Annotated in this window: 18 protein-coding genes; 6 read left to right on the top strand and 12 right to left on the bottom strand. The window is 60.6% G+C overall.

From position 1 onward, the window contains the following. Window positions 1–93: 93 nt before the first annotated feature. Window positions 94–1,821 (top strand): ABC transporter ATP-binding protein/permease, encoded by a 1,728-nt coding sequence (locus tag AC6BYQ_RS21195; RefSeq protein ID WP_498057503.1) that lies wholly within the window; start codon window positions 94–96, stop codon window positions 1,819–1,821. 36 nt (window positions 1,822–1,857) lie between these two features. Here AC6BYQ_RS21195 and agaF read toward each other — a convergent pair whose 3' ends face one another. Genes agaF through agaR form a run of 6 tightly spaced genes read right to left on the bottom strand, consistent with a single transcriptional unit; the run spans window position 1,858 to window position 6,538 of the window. Continuing rightward, window positions 1,858–2,292, bottom strand: a complete 435-nt coding sequence (agaF, locus tag AC6BYQ_RS21190; RefSeq protein ID WP_019455699.1) for a PTS galactosamine/N-acetylgalactosamine transporter subunit IIA — start codon at window positions 2,290–2,292, stop codon at window positions 1,858–1,860. Between the two features lie 10 nt (window positions 2,293–2,302). Then, a complete protein-coding gene (locus AC6BYQ_RS21185; RefSeq protein ID WP_015378934.1) occupies window positions 2,303–3,196 on the bottom strand; it encodes a PTS system mannose/fructose/sorbose family transporter subunit IID in 894 nt (297 codons plus the stop codon). Then, window positions 3,186–3,965 (bottom strand): PTS N-acetylgalactosamine transporter subunit IIC, encoded by a 780-nt coding sequence (gene agaW, locus AC6BYQ_RS21180; protein WP_019455697.1) that lies wholly within the window; start codon window positions 3,963–3,965, stop codon window positions 3,186–3,188. The genes AC6BYQ_RS21185 and agaW overlap by 11 nt, the downstream gene beginning before the upstream one ends. Before the next feature lie 14 nt (window positions 3,966–3,979). Then, window positions 3,980–4,456 (bottom strand): PTS N-acetylgalactosamine transporter subunit IIB, encoded by a 477-nt coding sequence (agaV, locus tag AC6BYQ_RS21175; RefSeq protein WP_019455696.1) that lies wholly within the window; start codon window positions 4,454–4,456, stop codon window positions 3,980–3,982. Between the two features lies 1 nt (window position 4,457). Beyond that, on the bottom strand, window positions 4,458–5,741 hold the full coding sequence (locus AC6BYQ_RS21170; RefSeq protein ID WP_019455695.1) for a D-tagatose-bisphosphate aldolase, class II, non-catalytic subunit: 1,284 nt from the start codon (window positions 5,739–5,741) through the stop codon (window positions 4,458–4,460). A 23-nt stretch (window positions 5,742–5,764) separates the two neighbouring features. Beyond that, a complete protein-coding gene (gene agaR, locus AC6BYQ_RS21165) occupies window positions 5,765–6,538 on the bottom strand; it encodes a transcriptional repressor AgaR (protein ID WP_004931804.1) in 774 nt (257 codons plus the stop codon). A gap of 503 nt (window positions 6,539–7,041) precedes the next feature. Here agaR and AC6BYQ_RS21160 point away from each other — a divergent pair. Further along, on the top strand, window positions 7,042–8,262 hold the full coding sequence (locus tag AC6BYQ_RS21160; RefSeq protein ID WP_019455693.1) for a CynX/NimT family MFS transporter: 1,221 nt from the start codon (window positions 7,042–7,044) through the stop codon (window positions 8,260–8,262). Here the strand turns inward: AC6BYQ_RS21160 and AC6BYQ_RS21155 are convergent. The 3 genes from AC6BYQ_RS21155 to AC6BYQ_RS21145 form a co-directional block, all read right to left on the bottom strand. Beyond that, complete coding sequence (locus tag AC6BYQ_RS21155) at window positions 8,259–8,420, bottom strand: YciX family protein (RefSeq protein ID WP_162832803.1); 162 nt, start codon at window positions 8,418–8,420, stop codon at window positions 8,259–8,261. The genes AC6BYQ_RS21160 and AC6BYQ_RS21155 overlap by 4 nt on opposite strands. Before the next feature lie 20 nt (window positions 8,421–8,440). Next, the gene (locus tag AC6BYQ_RS21150) at window positions 8,441–8,557 is read right to left on the bottom strand and encodes a YmiA family putative membrane protein (protein WP_071532867.1); all 117 of its coding nucleotides are present in this window, start codon (window positions 8,555–8,557) and stop codon (window positions 8,441–8,443) included. 387 nt (window positions 8,558–8,944) lie between these two features. Further along, complete coding sequence (locus tag AC6BYQ_RS21145) at window positions 8,945–10,597, bottom strand: multidrug ABC transporter permease/ATP-binding protein (RefSeq protein ID WP_025160229.1); 1,653 nt, start codon at window positions 10,595–10,597, stop codon at window positions 8,945–8,947. A 178-nt stretch (window positions 10,598–10,775) separates the two neighbouring features. On the opposite strand from AC6BYQ_RS21145, the gene AC6BYQ_RS21140 reads away from it, so the two are divergent. From AC6BYQ_RS21140 to lldD, 3 genes are all read left to right on the top strand, one after another. Further along, entirely contained in the window at window positions 10,776–11,696 is a 921-nt protein-coding gene (locus AC6BYQ_RS21140) for a LysR family transcriptional regulator (RefSeq protein ID WP_019455690.1), read from the top strand. A 323-nt stretch (window positions 11,697–12,019) separates the two neighbouring features. Beyond that, entirely contained in the window at window positions 12,020–13,603 is a 1,584-nt protein-coding gene (locus AC6BYQ_RS21135) for an L-lactate permease (RefSeq protein WP_498057502.1), read from the top strand. A gap of 42 nt (window positions 13,604–13,645) precedes the next feature. Continuing rightward, on the top strand, window positions 13,646–14,785 hold the full coding sequence (gene lldD / locus AC6BYQ_RS21130; RefSeq protein WP_498057501.1) for an FMN-dependent L-lactate dehydrogenase LldD: 1,140 nt from the start codon (window positions 13,646–13,648) through the stop codon (window positions 14,783–14,785). Between the two features lies 1 nt (window position 14,786). Here lldD and AC6BYQ_RS21125 read toward each other — a convergent pair whose 3' ends face one another. Both AC6BYQ_RS21125 and AC6BYQ_RS21120 read right to left on the bottom strand, forming a co-directional pair. Beyond that, window positions 14,787–15,596, bottom strand: a complete 810-nt coding sequence (locus tag AC6BYQ_RS21125) for a MoaF C-terminal domain-containing protein (protein ID WP_498057500.1) — start codon at window positions 15,594–15,596, stop codon at window positions 14,787–14,789. Window positions 15,597–15,631: 35 nt separating this feature from the next. After that, window positions 15,632–16,849 (bottom strand): MFS transporter, encoded by a 1,218-nt coding sequence (locus tag AC6BYQ_RS21120; protein WP_197668320.1) that lies wholly within the window; start codon window positions 16,847–16,849, stop codon window positions 15,632–15,634. A 703-nt stretch (window positions 16,850–17,552) separates the two neighbouring features. On the opposite strand from AC6BYQ_RS21120, the gene AC6BYQ_RS21115 reads away from it, so the two are divergent. Next, on the top strand, window positions 17,553–17,984 hold the full coding sequence (locus AC6BYQ_RS21115; RefSeq protein WP_019455685.1) for a VOC family protein: 432 nt from the start codon (window positions 17,553–17,555) through the stop codon (window positions 17,982–17,984). A 6-nt stretch (window positions 17,985–17,990) separates the two neighbouring features. Here AC6BYQ_RS21115 and AC6BYQ_RS21110 read toward each other — a convergent pair whose 3' ends face one another. After that, the gene (locus AC6BYQ_RS21110) at window positions 17,991–19,535 is read right to left on the bottom strand and encodes a BCCT family transporter (RefSeq protein WP_025160226.1); all 1,545 of its coding nucleotides are present in this window, start codon (window positions 19,533–19,535) and stop codon (window positions 17,991–17,993) included. Between the last annotated feature and the right edge of the window lie 26 nt (window positions 19,536–19,561).

Here is a 19,561-nt window from a genome sequence, read left to right as displayed (position 1 = left end):
CGGTTAGCGGAGTCAAAACTGCTTACAGTCACGGTTTGTTTGTTACCGGCCCGCGGCCCATGCTGAACAAAATGCCGCAATTAATGAGCCGCTATGAACGCAACCCCCTTGCAGAAACACGCCGTTTGGCAGCTGATCAAACCCTTTTGGGTGTCAGAGGAGCGATGGCGCGCCTGGATGATGCTGATCGCCATCGTCGTCCTGTCGCTTGGCCTGGTCTATATCAGCGTGCAGATCAACCAGTGGAACCAGGTGTTCTACGATGCGCTGCAGAACAAGAACTACCCAGTGTTCAAGGCACAGCTGTGGCGCTTTACCTATCTGGCGCTGATCTTCATCGTGCTGGCGGTCTATAAAATCTACCTGACCCAGGGGCTGCAGATGCGTTGGCGGCGCTGGATGACGGAAAAGTTCATGGATAAATGGCTGGCGCATCAGGCGTATTACCACACCGAGCAGCAGCAGATCGTCGATAACCCCGATCAGCGTATCGCCGAAGATCTCAACGTGTTGACCCAATATACCCTGTCGCTGTCGCTCGGGCTGCTCTCCAGCCTGGTGACGCTGTTTTCCTTTATCGACATTTTATGGCACGTCAGCGGGCCGATGACCTTCGCACTCGGCCAGCACGCCATCACCTTGCCCGGTTATATGGTGTGGTTCGCGCTGCTGTATGCGGTGTTGGGATCGCTGTTGATCTGGTGGGTCGGTAAACCGCTGGTCATGCTGGGCTTCAACCAGGAACGGTACGAGGCGAACTTCCGTTTCGGCCTGATCCGCATCCGTGAAAACAATGACGCCATCGCGCTGTACCACGGCGAACCGCGCGAGGCACAGCAGTTGGGCGACCGTTTCGATACCATTCGCAGCAACTGGTGGGCGATCATGCGCATCACCCGGCGGCTGAACATCGCCACCAACTTCTACGGCCAGTTCGCCATCGTGTTTCCGCTGCTGGTGGCGGCGCCACGCTACTTCTCCGGCGCCATCCAGATGGGCGGCCTGATGCAGATCGCCTCGGCCTTCGGCCAGGTGCAGGGGGCGCTGTCGTGGTTTATCGACGCTTTCAACGATTTGGCGACCTGGAAAGCCTGCGTCAACCGTCTGGCGGGCTTCAATGCCGCCGTCGATCAGGTGCATCATCAGCCGCGCGGCATTCAGCTGCGGGAAGAGGTCGTCCATCCGTTAACGCTGGACAATCTCAGCCTGAACTTGCCCGACGGCCAGCCGCTGCTGACCGGCGCCGAGATGACGCTGCAACGCGGCGATCGCCTGCTGATCGTCGGCCCTTCCGGCTGCGGCAAGTCGACGCTGCTGCGAGCCATCGCCGGCATCTGGCCTTACGGCGCGGGTGCCATCGGGCTGGCGGCCAACGCCAACACGCTGTTCCTGCCACAGCGCAGCTACATTCCGATCGGCACGCTGCGCGAAGCGTTGAGCTATCCGAGCCTGGCGACAGAATACAGCGACGCGCAGCTGATGCGGGTGCTGGAAAACTGCCGCCTGAAACACCTGCAGCGCTGGCTGGACACCTCCGCCAACTGGAGCCATCGCCTGTCGCCGGGCGAGCAACAGCGGCTGGCCTTCGCCCGCGCCCTGCTGATACGCCCGAGCCTCCTGTTCCTTGACGAAGCCACCAGCGCGCTGGACGATGAAACCGAGCAATTGATGTACTGCCTGCTGGTGGATGAACTGCCGGACGTGACGCTGATCAGCGTGGCGCACCGCAACAGCGTGGCGAAATATCACCAGACCTGCTGGCGCTTCAGCCGCGGCGAAGACCAACCGGCGCGCCTGGCGCAGAGCCCGTTGCCGGCATAACTCACGAAGCCGGGCGCGAGCGCGCCCGGTTTTCGTTCAGATGCCGTCGGCCTGTACGTTTTCGCATTTCACCCGGCGGCGCTCATGCCACAGGCTGGTCAGGCCGCGTTTACCGCACGCCAGCGCCACCTCGCGAAACTCATCCAGGCTCAACCCGTCGCGCTCCAGCATCATTTCCGCCGCCAGCTGCATATTCACGCCGGTCAGCACTTCACAATCCCCCTGCGCATCCGCCAGCTCGCAGGCGCTGCGAAACGGCGAGCCGCCGAGCATGTCGGTGAGAAACACCACGCCGTCCGGCTGCGCCACTGCGACCAGCGCCGAACGCAAAGCCTCCCTGAGCTGCGCGGTGCTCATCTGTTCGGGGAAATCGACCGCCGCGCAGTGCGGCTGTGGCCCCACCACCTGTTCCACCGCCTGCAACAGCCCGCTGGCGAAGCCGCCGTGGCCGGTAATCACAATGCCTGGCATATTCCGCTCCTCACAAAATGCCGATAAATTTGCCCGCTACGCCGATGACTACGGTGACGCCAATCAGCTTCACCGGCGAGAATCCGCGCTTCATCAGGAAGAAAATGAGCAGCGTGAAACACAGCGGCAGTAAGTTGGGCATCAGCTTGTCCAGCACGTCGGTCTGCAGCGCCACGCTGGCCTTGCCGGCATGCATCACCAGCGGCGTGGACAGATGCACATACGAGGCCACCAGCGCGCCGATCACCGTCATGCCGACAATGGAGGCGGCGTGCGAAATACGCCGGGTGTGGGTCTTCAGCAGCGCCAGCGCGCTGGTGCCGGCCTGGTAGCCGTAGTGCGCCAGCCCGAAACGCAGGCCGAAGTGGAACAGGTTGAACAGCAGCAGGAAGACGATCGGCCCGAACAGGCTGCCCTCCAGCGCCAACGAAGCGCCTATCCCGGCGCAGATCGGCAGCAGCGTCAACCAAAACAGCGCGTCGCCGATGCCGCCAAGCGGCCCCATCAGCGCCACTTTCACCGCGCGGATGGTGGAGATCTTCTCCTTGTTCTGCTCCATTGCCAGCACCAGGCCGGACAGGAAGGTGACGTCGAACGGGTGCACATTGATAAACTCCATGTGCATCTTCATCGAATTGGCCAAATCCTGCGGGTTGCGGTGGATCTTGCGCAGCCCGGGGATCAGCTGATACAGCCAGCCGCCGGCCTGCATGCGCTCGTAGTTGAACGATGCCTGCAGCAGCAGCGAACGCCAGGCCATGCGGTTGATGTCGCCGCGCGTCAGCGCTTCGGCGGGCTGGCTGTCCAGGTAATCGTCCTGCTCCACCTGGCTGGTGGCCAGCGCCTGCGCCATGCGCTGCTCGGCCTTTTGCGCCAGCAGATCGTCGGAATCGTTAAATGCCATCTTCGGCGTCCTCCTGCGGAGCGGGCCGAGCCGTCGCCTCTGCCGCGCCGCGTTGCGTGTTGAAGAAGTCGATCAGAGCGATCGCCAGGGCACCCAGCGCCACCGCCAGAATCGGCAGTTTGAGAAACGTGACCGAGATGAAACCGAGAATGAAATAGGCCACGTAGGTTTTTTTCATCATCACCTTCATCAGCAGCGAGAAACCGATTGCCGGCATCATGCCGCCCGCCACCGCCAGTCCGTCCAGCAGCCAGCCCGGCGCCTTCTGCACCATGGCGCTGGCCGCATCGGCGCCGAAGTAAATCGGCAGGAACGCCACCACGAAATAGAAGATGAACAGAATGCTGATACCGAGGTAGTTCACCCGTTCGATGCCGCGCCAGTTCAGCTCTTTCACCATACGATCGCAGCGGTGCATCATCGGTGAGAACAGCGTAAACAGCAGCGTGATGCAGCCCTGCACCGCTATCGAGAACGGCACCGCCACGCCGATCGCCACTTTAGGATCGGCCTTGGTCAGAATGGCGAACGCGGTGCCGATCACCCCGCCGATCACCACGTTCGGCGGTTGGGCGCCCGCCAGCGGCACCATCCCCATCCACACCAGCTCCAGCGTGCCGCCCACCAGCAAGCCGGTGTAGACGTCGCCCAAAATCAGCCCCACCAGCGGCCCCATCACCACCGGCCGGTGGAAGTGGGTCAGGCCGTCGAACAGGTCAACCCCCGCCAACCCGGCCAACAGCGCAATCAATAACGCATCCGTCAACATGCTTCCCCCCAGGCTCAAAAGAGCAGTTTGCCGATCGCCTCGCCCGCCTCATCCGGCACCCGGCGCACTTCGCACTCCACGCCCAGCGCCGCCAGCGCGCGGAACGCGGCCACGTCGCCGTCGTCCAGCGACACCGTTTTGTGCACCTGCCGCTTCCCCTCGGCGAAATGCATATTGCCGACGTTGACGAAACGGATCGGCACCCCGCCGCGCACCAGCGTCAACACGTCCTGCGGCGTTTTGCATACCAGAAAGATCTTCTGTCGATCCGCCGCCTTGTGGATCACGTCGATGGTTTTCTGCAGCGTGAAATAACGGGTCTGCACCCCTTCCGCCACCACCATGTCCATCAGGTTCTGCTGCACCGGATCGGCGGCGGCCTCGTCGTTGGCCACCACCACCAGGTTGGCGCCGAGAGTGTTGGTCCAGGTCACGCCCACCTGGCCGTGCACCAGGCGATTGTCGATGCGGGTCATTAAAATGTTCGGCATGTCAGCGGCCCTCCGGATAGCAGGCGGCGTGGTAATCGTCGAGCACCTGCGTCACTTTATGCAGCACCCACTCCTGCGGATCGGCGCTCAATTCGCCGGCGTTCAGCGCCCGCGCCTGATCCGGCAGATACTGGCTGAGCAGCGCCAGCGGCGCCGGGCTGCGGCGCAGGTTGTCCAGCAAGCCGTCGACCGCCTGCTGCACCTGCGGCTGCGGCCAGTAGTAACGCACCCGATCGCTCAGGCTGTAGTGGCGATCGAGGTACTGCTGGTGCGGCGTACCGTGGTAATAGCGGCTCCACTGTTGCGGCTGCTCGCGCATCACCTGTTCCAGCGTGGCGCACAGCTGCGCCGACTGGCGTTCCCCCAGCCATTCGCGTTCGATGCGATCGAGGGCGAACAGCGCTTCGCGCAGCGCAAAGGTCAGCGCCGGCCCCACCTTCAGGATGGCGAAATGATCGCGCACCAGCTGGCGATAGGCCTGCGGCGGTTGGTAGTCCGTGGAGTGCGCTTCATAGATCATGCCCGGCTGCCGTTCGATGAAATGGCTCAGTGCATCGGCGCGTTGCGGCTGGTAACGTTCGACGCTGTGGTGATCGAACTCGACGCCCGGCTGCACCACCAGCGCGATGGTTCGCTGCCAGGCATCGTTCAGCTCGGCCTTTTGCCAGGCGATACGGTGTGTTTCCAGGGTTTGCGCCACCGCCTGCGGCGTGGTGACCTGCAGGCCCGCCAGCGCTTCCTGCGCGCCGCCCGGCACCGGCACTTCGGTGCCTATCACATAGACCGGCGCTTCGCCGCCGCTCTGCGCCCAGGCGCGTTCCGCCACCGCGCACAAACGCGCGGCCCGCTCGGCGACAGCGGCATCCCCCAGAGGCGAGGGATCATCGGCGCACGACATGGAACAATCGAGATGAATTTTGCGAAATCCCGCGCGGACGTAATCGTCGATCAACGTTTCCGCCAGCGTCATCGCTTCCTGAGCCGGGCGATCTTGCCAGGCGTTGGGCCCCAGATGGTCGCCGCCCAGCCACACGCGCTCGCGCGCCAGACCAACCTCATCCGCCAGCCGCCACAGCGCATCGCGAAACTGGGTCGCCGTTTGGCCGGTATAGCCGCCGAACTGATTGACCTGGTTGGACGTCGCTTCCACCAACACCGGCGTGCCACGGGCTTTGGCCTGCCGCAACGCGGCCTTCAGAACCCAGGGATGGGCGGAACAGACGGAAAAGATCCCGACCGGCATACCGGCCTTGTGCTGCTCGACAAGCTGTAACAACTGCTGCATGAAGCCCCCATGCAGGCGCCCTGCTACCGATCGGCGATGATGACCTCCACGCCCAGCTCGGTTAACGCCCGCTCGTAATCGTCCGGAAGACGGCTGTCGGTGATCAGCCGATGGATTTGTCCGGCTTCGCGAATCATGCAAAAGCTCTTGCGACCAAATTTGCTGGCATCCGCCACCGCGATAATCTCGCGTGCCACCTCGCACATTACGCGATTGAGGTGCGCCTCACCGGGGTGAGGCGTGGTGATGCCGGCGCTCAGATCGAACCCGTCGACGCCCAAAAACAGCTTGTCGAATCGGTACTGACGCAATTGCTGCTCGGCAGCCGGACCGTAGAGCGAGTAAGAGTTGCGGCGCACGCTGCCCCCCAGCACCATGACCTCCACCCCGTCGTTTCCCGAAAGCTCGTAGGCAATGTTCAGCGCATTGGTCATCACCACCAGATCGCGCCGCCCCTTCAGGAACGGCACGATCTGCGCGGTGGTGGAACCGGAATCGAGGATCAGCGCATCGCCGTCGCGCACATAGCCGGCCGCCGCGTTGGCGATCAGCGTTTTGACGTCGCGATTCAACCGCCCTTTGTCCCGCAACGGCCGATCGAAAGCGAATTGCTGATTGAGCATCGCGCCGCCGTAAGCGCGCAGCGCACACCCTTTTCGTTCCAGAAAGCGCAGATCGTTGCGGATCGTCACCGTGGATACCGCAAACTGTTTGCTGAGCTGCTCCACGCGCACGCTGCCGTGCTCGCATAACAGATCGATGATGTGTTCACGTCGCTTTGCGGTATTCACTGGCATGAGCTGCGGTCCTCAGGTTTCCGGCATCGCCGGGGAGAAGATGGCTTTCGCTCTACTGCGCTGGCATTACAGCAAAGCGAAAGCAATGAAATTGTGATCGGGCTTACAGCCCCGTTTTAGCAAAAAAATCGCCAAAAAACCTTTCGAATCGAAACAGATCGAAAAGTCAGGAAGCGGAATGGAGGCAAAGTGAAATGCCATGACAAGCGCGCACGCCGGAGAGCAGCCGCATGAGGGGAGAGAGAAGTGAAAGCGGCGCATGGCCCGCCCCGCGCCAGGACTTTTAGTTCACTCAGTGACCAGGATCACATAATGGCAATTATCCTGTCACCGACGGGGATTAACCGCCCCTATCGCGCCGGCCCCTCCCCTTGTCAGCGTGAAGCATCTTCCCTACACTTGCGATCGGATACCGCCAATTTGGCGGTACGTAAGCGTTAACGTCAATCAACGCATCACGCCATGCAGCGCTGATTGACTGCATGCCCTGGTGCGAGGAACCCATGCCGCAACCCGCTTCATCCCCATCATCCAGCTTAACCCCGCGCCGCCGTTTACATCGCCCGGTACTGCTGATCGTCGGCATCATGCTGATCGCGGCCAACCTGCGCGCCGCCCTGACCAGCGTGGGCCCGCTGCTGGAGCAGATCCAGCAACAGCTGGCGTTATCCGCCACCGCCGCCGGCCTGATCAACTCGCTGCCGCTAATCCTGTTCGCCGTTCTTTCGCCGCTGACCCCGGCGCTGGCGAAACGCATCGGCATCGAGCGCACCCTGGGCCTCGCCCTCGCGCTGCTGGTTTGCGGCATTGCGCTGCGTTCCCTGCCGCAAGACGCCATGCTGTGGCTGGGCAGCATCCTGATCGGCGCCGCCATCGCCCTCGCCAACGTAGTGCTGCCGACGCTGGTGAAAAGAGATTTCCCACATCGCGCCGCCGCCATGATCGCCGCCTATGCGGCGGTGATGTCGCTGGTCGCCGCCATCGCCTCCGGCCTGGCGGTGCCGCTGGCTTCGCTGGGCGATCTCGGCTGGCGGTTCTCTTTGCTGTGCTGGGGGTTGCCCGCGCTGCTGGCGCTGCTGGTGTGGCTGCCACAGCTGCGACGCCCCGCCACGCCCGCAGTCAAAGAGCCGCTGTCGACGGAGCCGCAACGCTATCGTTCTCCCTGGGGCAGTGCGCTGGGATGGCAGGTGGCGATGTTCATGGGGCTGCAATCTATTGCTTTTTACACCATTATCGGCTGGTTCAGCGCCTTTGCCGCCAGCCACGGCACCTCGGCTCAGCAGGCGGGCTTCGAGCTGTTCGTGTATCAGGTGGTGGCGATCGTCGCCAACTTTGTGATGGTGGTGATTTTGCCGCGGGCGCGCGATCAGCGAGCGATCGCGCTGGGCAGTTCTCTGCTGATCTTTATCGGCGTCGGGGGATTATTGGTGCAACCCGCCAGCTCGCTGGTGTGGTTGACGTTCGCGGGGTTGGGCGCGGGGAGTTCGCTGGTGCTGGCGCTGTCGTTCTTCGGATTGCGCAGTCAGCATCATCACCAGGCGACGCTGTTATCGGGTATGGCGCAATCCGTCGGTTATCTGCTGGCGGCCTTGGGCCCCACCCTGTTCGGCCTGCTGCATGACCTGACGGAAGGCTGGCGTTTGCCGCTGATCGTGTTGCTCTGTCTGACTCTCCTGCAAATGCTGTTCGGCGCATTGGCCGGCCGTAGCCGCCTGATCGGTTAGCGCCGCTGGGCGATAGGTCGCTCCGCCTCAGGGGCGTTATCCTGCCACAAATCTTCAATGAAGGCGCGCTGCTCATCGCTCAGCACCCATGAAGGCGGAATTTTGGACTGCGCGCGACGCCGAGCGCCCTCACGATTTTTAGCCTGCTTTTTGTTCACCAATCGTCTTCCTGCTCAGCTTACTTAATCAGTAGCCAGTAAATCACGGCAGCGGTTAGCAGCCAGAACAGCCCACAACCGATAAACACGCATAGCCATGCCTTACGTTTGATATTTGATCCATCCTTGCTCACCACAGCGCCCCTAACCAATAGATTAAACCATTCAAACGATGATTATTGATCTGTTTTAACGATCGATAAAGTAGTTTGTTCCTATGGATATTTAAAAAATCACTGCTACCCAAATACCTGCATTGCAGTATCAATGAGCACGGCACCGTGGATACCACTGTTATCGGCAGCCGATAACGCGTATTGATAGGCGAACGAACATACAGTGTGTCACACCTTTAATGGCTAAAATTAAACCACTGGTAAATAATTAGTCACTAAATCATTTGACTGGTCATAAGCCAAATCGGCAACAGGCGACGCTGAAGAAGAGGATGAAAATGAAGCGACGTACTGAATCGCATGAGGAGAAGCGCCGGCCCGTTTGGGTTTCGCCCGGGCCGGCGAGGATTAGCCAATTCGACTGACGGAGTCTCGGCTGGCGTGTTCACGCTCGCAGCCGGTCAGTTCGCGCAGCTGGCCGGAGCGCATCTCAAGCAACCGATCGGCGTGTTCGAAATAGTGGTCGTCATGGCTGATGGCGAATACCGTTTTGCCTAACGCGCGCAACTCTGGCAACAGCTCGCGATAAAAAATACGCCGGAACTGCGGATCCTGATCCGCGGCCCATTCATCCAACAGCAGGATATCGCGCTGTTCCGCCACCGCCAGCAGCAGGGCCAGACGTTTGCGCTGCCCTTGCGACAGCTGCGGGTTGGTCACCCTGTCGCCGTCGAACTGCAGTTTGCTTTTCATATTCAAGCGCTCGAGCCAGACGGCGACCAACTCCGCATCGGGTTCGCCACCTTCCGGCCCTTGCAAGCGATCGAACTGATGAAAATCGGTGAAAATCGCCGAAAACAGCCGACGATAATCCGGCATATCCGCTGCGGTCTGGGCGATGCCATCCACAACGATGTGCCCGCTCACCGGCCGGTACAACCCGGTCAGCAGCATCGCCAGCGTTGACTTGCCGCTGCCGTTGCCACCGATCAAAAAGACCAGCTCGCCACGCCGCAGCGTCAGATTGAGCGGCCCGACGGCAAAACCGGGCTGCTGTTCCGTATCCGCATAGTGAAAAACCACGTCGCGCAGTTCCAGCGTCTGCCAGGCACGGCCGGTGGCGGCAGGGAACGCCGGTTGGTACTCGGCCAGGCGCAGCGTCTTCAGCTTGTTGAAGGCGACTTCGGCGCTGACCAGCGTCGGAAACGCTCCGACCGCCTGCAGTAATGGCGTGCGCAAGAACAGCAACGTCAGGGAATACGTGGCGGCTACCGTCGAGTTCGCCCATCCCAGGCTGTTGGCCATAAAGAACACCAGCCCGATCGCCCCCAACATCATGATATTTGACCAGTTGAGCGCACTCAGATGGAAGGTATCAGCGCGAATGATATGGTAGCGGTAAGCTTGCGCATCAGGCTGATAGGCCTGTTCGTACAGCGCCTGCGCTCGCTTGCGGTTCAACGTCAGTTCCTTACGACCGTCAATCACCGATTCATAATGATGATAGAGACGCTCTTCTGACTCGCGCAAACTGGCCATATGGCGATAAACCCGCGAGACCAGACAACCGCTGCCCACCACGGTGATGGCGACCCAAACCGCCGTCACCGCCAGCATTTTCGGTGACAGCCATCCCAGATAGGCCGCCGATCCCAGGGTTAAAATCACCCCTTGCACCAGTTCGGGCAAGCGCACGAAGGCGACGGTGATATTGCGCACATCGCTGGACAGGCTGGCCAATAATGAAGCGCTGCCTAGCTGTTCGAGACGTTCAATATCGGTATCCAGGATGCGCTTCACTAACTGCCCGCGCAGGCGGTAGACGAAGTAATGGCCCAAGGTCGTCAGCGCCAATTGCGAGCCCAGCGTGACCGCCATCAGCAATGCCAGCAGGGCAAGAAACATCGGCAGCACGGCCAATGCATCGCCGCCGGCGTCCATCAGGTATTGATTGATAAATGCAATGATACCGATGCCTAAGCCAGCGCTGGTCATGGTCAATGCCATCACCGCCAGAAAGGGCCAACGATACTGGTGATAAACCACCCGTAGCAGTTCCATGAAAAAACCTCTGAAGTCGCGATCTGGCAGGCATTGTAAGCGGCGCGAGAATGAGATCAAGACGAATTCTCATTGTTCGCGCAGCCTCTGATTTCGGCGTCGGGGGCATTTTGATGATTGCTTATTGAAACGAGAGACTTACACTGGCGCCACTTGCCGCTGAAGGGAACAGCCGATTATGCTCGCCACTCACGAATACGCCAACGACCTGATTCTGTTTGCCCTGATTGTCGACTGCGGGTCGTTCAGCAAGGCCGCGGAGAGCGCCGGCATCACCAGCTCGGTGGTCAGTAAACGCATCGGGCGGCTGGAAAAATCGCTGGGTGCCCGCCTGCTGTACCGCACCACCCGCAGCCTGACGCTGACCGAAAGCGGCCAGGCGCTCTACCAGCAGGCCAAAGAGATCGGCGCCAAAGTGCAGGAGGCGCTGTACGCCGTCAGCGAAAAGAGCGAAGAGTTGACCGGCACCATCCGCATGTCGGTGCCAACCATTTCGGGCGAGCTGCTGCTGAGCGAAAGCGTGGCGGAATTTTGCGCCCAGCATCCCAGCCTAAAGGTCGAAATGCGGCTGGAAAACCGCTTCGTCGATCTGGTGGAAGAAGGCATCGATCTGGCGATCCGGACCGGCACCATGCCGGACTCCAGCCTGATTGCCCGGCCGATCTTCGATTCCCGCTGGGTGATCGTCTGCTCGCCGGGCTACCTGGAAAGCCACCCGGAACCGCGCAGCGCCGACGATCTGCTTAGCCACAACTGCCTGACCTACACCTACCAGGAGAGCGGCACCGCCAACTGGCTGATGAAGCGGCCAGGGCGCAACGACATCTACGAGCTGCAGGTTAACGGCAACCTGTCGGCCAACAATGCGCGAGCGATCCGCAAAGCGGTAATCGGCGGTCACGGCATCGCCATGGTGCCGCGCTGCATGGTGTACGAAGACTTGCAGGACGGAAAACTGACGGAGATTTTGGCCGGCCACTGCGGCAAGGTGCTGGGCATTTACGCCGTCTATCCTTACACCCGCAATCTGCCGTTAAAAACTCGCCTGCTGATCGAACATATCATCGGTTCCTACCAAAATATCAGCCATTACTTTTGAGTTTTCTGCTCTGATTATTTCTCCATGGCCGGAAAATGCCATGGGGATTACGGCGTTTTTGGACATAATCTATTGAACATTACCGCTTAATTAATGTGAACTCGCGCATTCATCACACAAAAACCACTTCTATTAGTCTGATTTTAAACACATTAATTTAACCCCTCACACCGACGTTTTCCCCGCCGGCGGCGCCGTTCGCTGATGTTAAAAAATTACCGCATGGCATCGTCGCCAACGTTGTGATTAGAATAAAAATGTTGCGGTAATTAACCTTTCAGCTACATCTCTCTGCCCATAAAAATAATAACCCTGAGGATCTTATGCCCCTGCTTTTCAGTATTGCGCCCATCATCCTGCTGATCTGGATGATGACCAAAAGGAATGGCGTGCCCTCTTACCTCGCCCTGCCGCTGACGGCCGCCGTGGTGTACGCCGTACAGCTCTTGTGGTTCGATGCCTCGCTGCGGCTGCTGCATGCCCATATCATCACCGCGCTGGTGTCGACGCTGACGCCGATCACCATCATCGCCGGCGCCATCCTGCTCAACAAACTGATGCAGGTAAGCGGCGCGGAAAACGTGGTGCGCCGCTGGCTGGAAACCATCAGCCCCAATCCCGTGGCCCAGCTGATGATTATCGGCTGGGCGTTCGCCTTTATGATTGAGGGCGCCAGCGGCTTCGGCACCCCGGCCGCCATCGCCGCGCCGATTCTGGTCGGGCTGGGCTTCAACCCGCTGCGCGTCGCTCTGTTGACGCTGGTGATGAACTCGGTGCCGGTCTCCTTCGGCGCCGTGGGCACCCCCACCTGGTTCGGCTTCGCCAATCTCGGCCTGTCGGACGCCAGCCTGCTGGAGATCGGCCGACAAACCGCGCTGATCCACTTTGTCGCCGGTTTCGTCATTCCTTTGCTGGCGCTGCGCTTTATCGTTTCCTGGCGGGATATCCGCCGCAATCTGCCGTTTATCCTGCTCAGCGTACTGAGCTGCACCGTGCCCTATCTGCTGTTGGCCCAGGTGAACTATGAGTTCCCGGCGCTGGTCGGCGGCGCGATCGGCCTGGCGCTGTCGGTGCTGCTGGCGCGCGGCGGCATCGGCCTCGCCAGCAGCGACAAACCGCAGAGCACCGAGCAAGCGGTGCCGTTCTTGCAGGTGGTCAAGGCCATGACCCCGACCCTGCTGCTGATTGCTATTCTGATAGTGACACGCGTTCACCAACTGGGCCTCAAGGCGCTGCTCAACAACACCGCGCTGCTGTGGCAGGAAAATCTCGGCTGGCTCGGGGAGCTGCGCGTCAGCCGGGCGCTGATCGTCGAACTGCAACAGGTGCTGGGCACCTCCGCCGCCGCCGGCTACAAAACGCTGTATGTCCCGGCGCTGATCCCGTTCCTGCTGGTGGTGCTGCTGTGCATTCCGCTGTTCCGGCTGAATGGCGGCCAGGTGCGGCAGATGTTCAGTGAAACCGGCGGGCGCATCGCACGGCCCTTTATCGCCCTGTTCGGCGCGCTGGTGATGGTCAACCTGATGATGCAGGGCGGCGACAACGCGCCGGTGATCCTGATCGGCAAAGCGCTGGCGGCGCTGACCGGCGACAGCTGGCTGCTGTTCTCGTCATTCCTCGGCGCGCTGGGATCGTTCTTCTCAGGTTCCAATACCGTCTCGAACCTGACGTTCGGCGGCATTCAGCAGTCGATCGCCCAGAGCAGCGGCCTCGACGTCAATCTGACACTGGCCTTGCAGTCCGTCGGCGGCGCCATGGGCAACATGGTGTGCCTGAACAATATTATCGCGGTCTGCTCGATTCTCGGGATCGGCAACGCCGAAGGAAAAATCATCAGAAAGACCGTGCTGCCGATGCTGGCGTACGGCGGGATTGCGGCCGGTATGGCGGCGATCCTCACGCTCTGACCGACAACTCGTTATCGCAAGCAAGACAAGAAGGTAAACACTATGATCATCTCCGCGTCAACCGACTACCGGGCTGCCGCCCAGGCCAAACTGCCGCCGTTTCTGTTTCACTATATCGACGGCGGGGCCTACGCGGAGCATACGCTGAAGCGCAATACCGCAGACCTGGCCGATATCGCCTTGCGCCAGCGCGTACTGCGCAATATGTCCGAACTTAGCCTGGAAACCACGCTGTTCGGCGAGCAGCTGGCGATGCCGGTGGCGTTGGGGCCGGTGGGGCTGACCGGCATGTACGCCCGCCGCGGTGAAGTGCAGGCCGCGCGCGCCGCTGCCCAAAAAGGCATTCCGTTCACCCTGTCCACCGTGTCGGTCTGCCCGATCGAAGAGGTGGCGCCGGCGATCGATCGGCCGATGTGGTTCCAGCTCTACGTGCTCAAAGATCGCGGTTTTATGCGCAACGCGCTGGAGCGCGCCAAGGCCGCCGGCGTGAAAACGTTGGTGTTCACCGTCGACATGCCGGTGCCGGGCGCCCGTTATCGCGACGCCCATTCGGGGATGAGCGGCCCTCACGCCGCCCTGCGCCGCGTGCTGCAGGCGTTTACCCATCCGCAGTGGGCCTGGGACGTCGGCCTGCTCGGCAAGCCGCACGATCTGGGCAACGTTTCAGCCTACCGCGGCAAACCGACCAGCCTGGAAGACTACATCGGCTGGCTGGGCGCCAACTTCGATCCGTCGATTTCCTGGAAAGATCTGGAGTGGATCCGCGAATTCTGGGACGGCCCGATGATCATCAAAGGCATTCTGGATCCGGAGGACGCCAAAGACGCCGTGCGCTTCGGCGCCGACGGCATCATCGTTTCCAACCACGGCGGCCGCCAGCTGGACGGCGTGCTGTCGACCGCGCGCGCCATGCCGGCGATCGCCGACGCGGTGAAAGGCGACATTACCCTGTTGGCCGACTCCGGCATCCGCAGCGGCCTGGACGTGGTACGCATGATCGCACTGGGCGCCGACAGCGTGCTGCTGGGGCGCGCCTTCGTCTATGCGCTGGCGGCGGCCGGCGAAGCCGGCGTCGCTAACTTGCTGGATCTGATCGACAAGGAAATGCGCGTGGCCATGACGCTCACCGGCGCGAAATCCATCGCGGAGATCAACGCCGGATCGCTGGTCAGAAACGCCTGACTCACAGCGGCTGCACGCCCTCCGGGTAGGCGTTGTAGCTCATCTTGCTGATGAATGCCCCGGCCGGGGACACCAACACCCGGCCGGCGGCGTCCAGCCCGAGGAAGGTGCCGGTGCAGCGCCCGGAGATAAAATCGAAGAAGAATACCGAGCACACCGGGATAATCTTTTCCCGGAAGGTGAACAGGAACATCTCGTCCTCAAACTTGTAGTAGGTGGCATAGTCCATGTCGCCGTGACCGAACTGTTCGCCACGCAGGTTTTGCCAGGCATAGCGCTCGGTGTTGACGTAGAAGTGTTCGTAGTAATGGTTGGGGCTGTAGACGTTCAGCGTACGATAGCCGATCAGCTCGCGGGTCAGATGCGGCGCAACGCCGCCCGGTGCGATGCCGGCAATCCGGCCGACGTGGAAGCTTTGCTTGAGGCGCGAGCCCTTTTCCACCGTCAGTTCCGGCAACAGCGTGCTGCGCACCAGCAGCGCCCGGCCGCTGTCACGATTGAGTACCAGCGTCAGGCACTCGTTGCCCGGCGACTGCAGCGGAATATTGAAGAAATAGCGTGCGGCGGAGGTTTGCACCTCTTCATAAGCGTCCTCGCCGCTCTCCCCGCCCCAGGCCCAAAGCACCCGCTGCCGATCGGCGCTGAAGCGCAGCGTGATTTCCCCGCGGTCTTCAAAGGCGATCTGCAACGTTTTGCCGCGCCAGTCCTGAGTGCCCGGCAGCCGGTTGGTGTCGATGCCGCGCGCGAAATCGTCGTAATTCTTCCAGTCCGGTTCGGCATTTTGATTCAGTACGGATGGTTCTGCTGACATCTTCGCTCTCCTTGATTAATGGGATGAAAGCCGCTTTAAACGTCGACGACGCCCGCCGGTTTCACCGCTCTGCGGTTCACCACGGCAGGAGCCGTTTCATCGAGAAAACAACTCAGTACGCCGGCGCAGACGGCGCCGGCAGCCGCCAGCCACATCACGCTGACCAACCCGTAGCGATCGGCGATCAGCCCGGCGATGAACGGCGCCAGACAGCCGCCAATCACCTCGCCGATCCCCATCACCAGCCCCAACGCGGTGGCGATACGGGCCGGCGACACCGTTTCAGAGGGGATGGTGGCCATAAACAGCGTGAAGCACCCAAGGCCGGTATAAGACAGGAACACCAGTACGCCCAGCAGCCACGGGTTGTCGACGTAGCTCAGGAATAGCGGGCAGCACACCGCCAACAGCGAAAAGAAGATCAGCGTCGGTTTGCGGCCGAGGCGATCGGAGATCGCCGGTACCGCCACGCCCCAGAAGACCCAGGCGGCGCCGATGGCGCTCATGATGCCGCCCATCGTGCCTTCGCCGAAGCCGCGGTCGGTCACCAAAAAGTTAGGGGTGAAGGTAATGATGATCATGAACCAGGTGACGAACACACAGGAGATCAGAATGCACAGCGCCACGTTCTTGATTTTGAACAGCTCGCCGTAAGCGGCTTTGTCCGCCGCCTTGCCGGCCGCCGGCGCGGCGATAAAGGCGGGATCCTTTTTACCGTTCACATAGCGATAGATCAGCCACGCCAGAATGATGCCCGGCACGGCGGTCAGATGAAACGCCATGCTCCAGCCCCACTTCTGCGCCAGATAGATGATCAGCGGCGGCGCGATAATGCCGCCCAGCAGCCCCGGCGCCGCGCCCTGGATCAAACCCATGTTGAAACCGCGGCGCTGCGGCTGCGATTTTTCCACCATCAGCGACTGGGCGATCGGCAACACCGGCCCTTCGGCGATCCCCATCAGCGCTCGGAAGATCAATAACATGGCAAAGCCGCTGACCAGCCCCGACAGCGCGGAGAACAGCGAAAACACCAGGATCGACAGGATCAGCATCGGTTTGCGGATATTAAAGCGATCGGCGATAGCCCCCAATCCCGCGCCGGACAGCGCCCAGGTTAACGCCAACACCGCCGACAGCGTGCCGAGATGCACGTTGCTCAGCTTAAGGTCGGCGGCAATCATCGGAAACAGAAACGAGATGGTGAGGCGATCGACGAACACGCAGCCGAAGACAAAAAATAAAATAATCAGCAACCGGTTCTCTTCACTTAATGTTCCGCGTGGCCCTGGCGATGTATTCATAGCGTCATTGGTCCATAAGTTAACTTATGAATGGCGACCCGCCATGGCATAAGTGCGTTAAGCGTTCGGCCAAGGGAGAATTTGGCCATCCGTCACAACAACAACTCATTAACATGTTAATGACATAAAATTATCGCAAGCTGCGGACATGTCAAACGGCCGTTGAAAACGGCGCCGGGAGAACGAACCAGGCATTTTTCACCGCGCGTGAACGACATGAAAATAAATCAACTTTTTGTTTTTAATAAATAAACCAAATTTATTCGGCACTTTTTCTTTTTATAAAAGAAACCAAAGCCACGTGATTTATAAATACGTTAATAAACAAAACTTAATCCTTTCTTATAAATAGTCGGTATCTTCCCTTTCATCGGCCTTACAATCCCATCCTCTTTATTATTTGAATCTGTTTGCTTTATAGCGACCATGATGCGAACGATTAACTCCATTGTGTTAATCAATAATCACGCGATGACATTATCAATGTTGAATAATAATAAAAGCGCAGGCCGTGACAAGAATCACAAACAGAGCTCCCTCTTTCATGCCCAGTGAACAGGTTATTACCGGCGCGGCTAGCTTATGCCAACTCGATCCAAACTCGGATGGAAAATGGCGGCATGATAAGCGGCAGACACCCCGCAAGGAGATGAACATGACGGCAAAACTGACCGAAGCCGGTTTCTGGCGCAAAACCGCCGACTCTTCATCGCGGCGCGAGCCGCGCGTGCTGATTCGGGTCTACGTCGACGAAGGCGAGATTGACCGTGCCATCGCGTTCTACGAGCAGCTGCACGGCGTGGAAGCGGATATGCGCTTCGACTTTCCCGAGCATCGGCTGGTGCTGGCGGCGGTGGGGCCGTTTCTGATTCTGGAAGGGTCGGAAGAGCAGCTGCGCCCTTTCCGCAGCACCGTCGGCACGCTGCTGGTCGATGACATTTATCCTTACCACCGGCGGCTGCTGGCCGCCGGGGCCGAGATCTTCTTCGGCCCGGTGGAGGTGCCCACCGGCGCCTGTTTCAATGCGCGCCTGCCGGACGGCACGATTGTCGAGTACGTGCATCACCGGCCGCGCGCGGACGAATAATCCGCCTCAGGGGAGCGCCGGCTTCATGGCGTAACCGCACAGGTCCTTGCGCAGGCTAAGCATATACAGCACGATCACCGCCGAGAACGGCAGGCCGCACAGCACCACTGCGGTCTGCATCGCGCTGAAGCTGCCGGCGTATAACAGCCCGGCGCACACCAGCGTGGTGACCGCCGCCCAGAACACCCGCAGCCAGGCCGGCGCGTCATCGTGGGCGGAACCGCCCTGGCAGGAGAGGTTGGCTATCATCAGCGTGCCGGAATCGACCGGCGTCAGAAACAGCACGAAGCTTATCACCACCACGAAACCGGCGGTCAGCTGGGTATAAGGCAGGTATTCGAACAGCTTGAACACCGCCATCGGCGGATCGCTTTGCGCCACCTGCCCCAGGATCGCCTGCCCGCCCTCCAGTACCAGGCTGATGGCGGTATTGCCGAAGATCGACAGCCACGCCAGCGTGAATCCCAGCGGGATCAACAATACGCCGAAGATCAGTTCGCGGATGGTGCGCCCTTTGGAAATGCGCGCGATAAACAGCCCGACGAACGGCGCCCACGCCACCCACCAGGCCCAATAGAACAGCGTCCAGGCGCCCTGCCATTGGCGCGCCTTGCCGTACAGGTACATATCGAAGCTGCGGCTGACCAGCGAAGTCAGATAATCCCCGACGTTCTGCAACATGCCGTTGAGCAGGTTCAGCGTCGGGCCGGCCAGAAACACGAACAGCAGCAGCAGGCACAGGAAGCCGACGTTGATGTTCGACAGCATGGCAATGCCCTTCTCGACGCCGGTGATCGCCGCCAACGTGGCCACCACCATCATCACCACGATCAGTGCCAACAGCACGCCGGTGCTTTGCGGGATATCGAACAGGTAAAACAGCCCCGAGTTCACCAGCAGCGCGCCGATCCCCAGGTTGGTTACCATCGAGATGACCGTCACCAGAATGCCGAAACTGTCCACCAGATGGCCGACGCCGCCGTGGATGCGCTCGCCGAAGATCGGATACAGTGCGGAACGCAGCGCCAGCGGCAAACCGCGGCAATAGGCGAAATAGGCCAGCGCAGTGGCGATCAGCGCATACAGCGCCCAACCGTGCAGCCCCCAGTGCAGGAAGGTGAGCGCCATCGCCTGTCGCGCCGCCTGCACGCTGCCGCCGCTGCCTTCCGGTGGCGACAGGAAGTGATCCAGCGGCTCATAGGCGCCGTAATACACCAGCGCAATGCCGATGCCCGACGAAAACAGCATCGCCACCCAGGAGGGGTAGCTGAACTGCGGTGGCTCGTCATCCTGGCTGAGGCGAATGTGGCCAAAGCGCGACAGCGCCAGCCAGAACACGAACGCCATGCAGGCGACCATCAACAACATGTAATACCAGCCGAACACGTCGGCCACCCAGTTCTGCGCAACATTCAGCCACTGTTTGCTGGCGGCGGGAAACAGCACAATCAACGCCCCCAGCAGCAATATCACCGCTGCAGAGCCGAAAAATACCGGGGCGTTCAATCTGACAGGTTCTTCGTCAAGCGATGGAGGAGTTTTTATTGTCATTGGCAGGCTTCCATGAGGCGAAAGAC

It is taken from the genome of Serratia sp. LTN-2, assembly GCF_059740205.1.
Note: the sequence above shows the minus strand (reverse complement) of the source record. Positions and strands in the feature narration are given on the sequence as shown.

Coding starts and splice junctions, on each gene's coding strand:
- AC6BYQ_RS21185 (WP_015378934.1), bottom strand. CDS start 3,196: ATGGCATTTAACGATTCCGACGATCTGCTGGCGCAAAAGGCCGAGCAG.
- AC6BYQ_RS21140 (WP_019455690.1), top strand. CDS start 10,776: ATGCTCGCCACTCACGAATACGCCAACGACCTGATTCTGTTTGCCCTG.
- AC6BYQ_RS21145 (WP_025160229.1), bottom strand. CDS start 10,597: ATGGAACTGCTACGGGTGGTTTATCACCAGTATCGTTGGCCCTTTCTG.
- AC6BYQ_RS21170 (WP_019455695.1), bottom strand. CDS start 5,741: ATGCAGCAGTTGTTACAGCTTGTCGAGCAGCACAAGGCCGGTATGCCG.
- agaW (WP_019455697.1), bottom strand. CDS start 3,965: ATGTTGACGGATGCGTTATTGATTGCGCTGTTGGCCGGGTTGGCGGGG.
- lldD (WP_498057501.1), top strand. CDS start 13,646: ATGATCATCTCCGCGTCAACCGACTACCGGGCTGCCGCCCAGGCCAAA.
- AC6BYQ_RS21115 (WP_019455685.1), top strand. CDS start 17,553: ATGACGGCAAAACTGACCGAAGCCGGTTTCTGGCGCAAAACCGCCGAC.
- agaR (WP_004931804.1), bottom strand. CDS start 6,538: ATGCCAGTGAATACCGCAAAGCGACGTGAACACATCATCGATCTGTTA.
- agaV (WP_019455696.1), bottom strand. CDS start 4,456: ATGCCGAACATTTTAATGACCCGCATCGACAATCGCCTGGTGCACGGC.
- AC6BYQ_RS21110 (WP_025160226.1), bottom strand. CDS start 19,535: ATGACAATAAAAACTCCTCCATCGCTTGACGAAGAACCTGTCAGATTG.
- AC6BYQ_RS21135 (WP_498057502.1), top strand. CDS start 12,020: ATGCCCCTGCTTTTCAGTATTGCGCCCATCATCCTGCTGATCTGGATG.
- AC6BYQ_RS21160 (WP_019455693.1), top strand. CDS start 7,042: ATGCCGCAACCCGCTTCATCCCCATCATCCAGCTTAACCCCGCGCCGC.
- AC6BYQ_RS21195 (WP_498057503.1), top strand. CDS start 94: ATGAACGCAACCCCCTTGCAGAAACACGCCGTTTGGCAGCTGATCAAA.
- AC6BYQ_RS21125 (WP_498057500.1), bottom strand. CDS start 15,596: ATGTCAGCAGAACCATCCGTACTGAATCAAAATGCCGAACCGGACTGG.
- agaF (WP_019455699.1), bottom strand. CDS start 2,292: ATGCCAGGCATTGTGATTACCGGCCACGGCGGCTTCGCCAGCGGGCTG.